Raw genomic sequence first — 2,428 nt, forward strand, 5'->3', positions numbered from 1 at the left:
TAAGAGCTTTACCACTTGCGTTGGTATGCTATGTTATCGCATTTGGTGATTTTGTCACAACAGAAACCCTGGTTACAGAAGCACGACAGGCTCGTGATGATGAATACATTGATTTCAATTCCAGCCGCTCCAATATGATCAGCGGTCTGAGAAACCTGATTCTTTCCATCATTGCACCATTTCCGCCACTTTCCGGTCCGTTATGGGTAGGGATGACTGTATCTGTATCTATGAGATACAAAGAAGGAAAGAAAGCAATGAAATCCCTTCTTGGAGGAATGTCTTCTTTCCGCCTGGCGACATTTTTAAGCGTGCTTATTATCCCGGTAGTAAGCTTCTTCCGCCCGATCTTCGGCGTAGGCTCATCCATCACTCTGATGTTCCAGGCATTTGTATGTGCGAGAATTGGTATGGATTATTGCAAGAGCGACAGAGACAAGATGATCGCAGGCGTAATGGCAGCAGTCCTCGCAACTCAGGGAACCGCATGGGCATCTGCATGGGCTCTGGCAGTAGGCTTCGGACTGAATATTTTCCTGTCCAACTGGAAGCCCTTTGAGAAAAACCATAGATGATTAATGAAATCTGTGCTATAATCAGGTAAATTAAATGAAGAAGGGATGAATGCAATTATGATGTATCCGTTTATGACATTGAATGATGATACAGAAATTACTCATTCGGAAATGAAAGCAGATGGGAAAGTAAAAGTCTATATAGAAACTCCTGATGAATTTGGAGGATTCCACAATGCTACATGCTGGCTTCCTGATTATAGGTGGGAGGATATTGAAGGATATTCCGATACCGAGATGGCATATTTTAAGCAGTTAATCAGAAATAATGCTCATCTTATTATTGAATTTTCGCAGGAAGGAGGCATTTTAAATGCCGCAAATTCTTAGGATTGGACCATATAGTATTTATTTTTGGTCCAATGAAGGAGATCCCTTAGAACCAATTCATGTTCATATATCAGAAGGAAGAGCCAGTGCAATAGCTACTAAAATATGGATTACCAGTACTGGAAAAACTATTCTCAGCAATAATAATTCTAAAATTCCGGAAAAGATACTGAAAAGGTTAATGAGAATGATAGAAGCCAATAGTTCCGATATTATTGATGAGTGGTTAAACCGTTTTGGAGAAATTCGATATTTTTGTTAAAAAATACCAGCTTTTATTTGCTGGTATTTTTTTATTATTGTGAAGGATTCTGAGACAAAGATACGGTTCTGGATAATTCAGGTTGAAAAAAAGAAGGCTCTATATTAATGGCTGAGGAAGGCAGTACAATATCAATAATAGTACCTTCGCCAGGTATACTGTCTACCAAAAGCCCATATTCTTCTCCATAATAACTGCGTAACCTTTGATTTACATTTGCAAGTCCGATGGAGTGATGCCCTTTTGGAGAAGTTTTGTTGCAATCCTGTAAAACTTTTAATTGTTCCGGCGACATTCCACTTCCGTTATCAGCAACCAGAAAATGAAGTAATTCGTTTTCAAGTTGACAGGAAATGCTAATATAACATTCATTTTCTTTGTTAGAAAAACCATGCAATGACGATTACAGGTTCTTATGCGAGAGGAACTATCCAGTCTATTAACCCGAATCTGGAAATCGGTGTATTCCCACTTCCAAATGATACTTATGATGATACCAAGTGCTTATCCGGTATTGATGCTGCAATTTGTGTATCCGCACAGGCAAGTGATAAGGAAAAAGATGCAGCATATAGATTCCTTTCCTATCTTGCGATAATAATAAACAAAGCCTTTTAAGAGGGGTGCTATATGAATAATACAAAAAGAAAAAAGTTATCGGGCAGAGTGACGTTTTTTCTGTTTACCCTAATACCGGTAGTACTTTATACATTTTTTTATGTGATATCTGTGATCAATGGTATCCGATACAGTTTTACAGACTGGGATGGAATGGTTCAGAAAATTAATTTTATCGGGTGGAAGAATTATAAGATATTGCTCAAAAATCCATACTTTTGGAATGCTATAAAAACAACGGTGATTTACAGTGTATTGCTGGTGATTGGTGTAATTGTAACATCACTGATTTTGTCAATTTCATTGAATTCACTGAAAAAGTTTAAGACATTAGTAAAATCCGTCTGTTTCTTATTCTATTGCAAGAAACTTTAATCGGAAGTATTATAAAACAATTTATTTTTATATTATGATGGGGTTATTTGTTCCGTCACAGGTAGTATTGTTGCCTGTAACCAAAATGATGTCAAAGTTAAATATGCTTAATCATGCGGGACTGATTATTCTGTATGTAGCATTTAGCCTGACGCAGGGAGTATTTCTGCTTGTAAATTATATCAGAGGTCTTCCTTACGAAATTGAGGAGTCTGCACAGATTGACGGTTGCAGTGTATTTCAGACATATGTAAAAATAGTACTTCCT

General features: G+C 37.2%; 6 protein-coding genes and 1 pseudogene. 6 read left to right on the plus strand and 1 reads right to left on the minus strand.

The window, feature by feature from the left end; genetic code table 11:
* The 3 genes and pseudogenes from AC058W_RS01550 to AC058W_RS01560 form a co-directional block, all read left to right on the plus strand.
* Positions 1-575, plus strand: a pseudogene (locus AC058W_RS01550) (hypothetical protein); the annotation flags it as partial.
* A gap of 57 nt (positions 576-632) precedes the next feature.
* Complete coding sequence (locus AC058W_RS01555) at positions 633-905, plus strand: hypothetical protein (RefSeq protein ID WP_055201396.1); 273 nt, start codon at positions 633-635, stop codon at positions 903-905.
* Positions 889-1,167 carry a DUF4160 domain-containing protein gene (locus AC058W_RS01560; protein ID WP_479389620.1) on the plus strand — a complete coding sequence of 93 codons (279 nt, stop codon included), beginning with the start codon at positions 889-891 and terminating at the stop codon, positions 1,165-1,167. Before AC058W_RS01555 ends, AC058W_RS01560 begins: the two co-directional genes overlap by 17 nt.
* 34 nt (positions 1,168-1,201) lie before the next feature.
* Here the strand turns inward: AC058W_RS01560 and AC058W_RS01565 are convergent, their stop codons facing one another.
* Complete coding sequence (locus AC058W_RS01565; protein ID WP_119244052.1) at positions 1,202-1,564, minus strand: sensor histidine kinase; 363 nt, start codon at positions 1,562-1,564, stop codon at positions 1,202-1,204.
* Between AC058W_RS01565 and AC058W_RS01570 the strand changes: the two genes are divergently transcribed.
* The 3 genes from AC058W_RS01570 to AC058W_RS01580 form a co-directional block, all read left to right on the plus strand.
* On the plus strand, positions 1,564-1,785 hold the full coding sequence (locus AC058W_RS01570) for a hypothetical protein (RefSeq protein WP_243104125.1): 222 nt from the start codon (positions 1,564-1,566) through the stop codon (positions 1,783-1,785). The genes AC058W_RS01565 and AC058W_RS01570 overlap by 1 nt on opposite strands.
* A gap of 12 nt (positions 1,786-1,797) precedes the next feature.
* The gene (locus AC058W_RS01575; protein ID WP_479389621.1) at positions 1,798-2,160 is read left to right on the plus strand and encodes a carbohydrate ABC transporter permease; all 363 of its coding nucleotides are present in this window, start codon (positions 1,798-1,800) and stop codon (positions 2,158-2,160) included.
* A gap of 34 nt (positions 2,161-2,194) precedes the next feature.
* A partial coding sequence (locus tag AC058W_RS01580; RefSeq protein WP_479389622.1) for an ABC transporter permease subunit occupies positions 2,195-2,428 on the plus strand: 234 nt, incomplete at its 3' end.

It is taken from the genome of Blautia sp. CGZ-1-C1, assembly GCF_056504575.1.

What these genes read in the sequence shown, in the direction of transcription:
- AC058W_RS01555 (WP_055201396.1), top strand. Translation starts at nt 633, where the DNA reads ATGATGTATCCGTTTATGACATTGAATGATGATACAGAAATTACTCAT.
- AC058W_RS01560 (WP_479389620.1), top strand. Translation starts at nt 889, where the DNA reads ATGCCGCAAATTCTTAGGATTGGACCATATAGTATTTATTTTTGGTCC.
- AC058W_RS01570 (WP_243104125.1), top strand. Translation starts at nt 1,564, where the DNA reads ATGACGATTACAGGTTCTTATGCGAGAGGAACTATCCAGTCTATTAAC.
- AC058W_RS01575 (WP_479389621.1), top strand. Translation starts at nt 1,798, where the DNA reads ATGAATAATACAAAAAGAAAAAAGTTATCGGGCAGAGTGACGTTTTTT.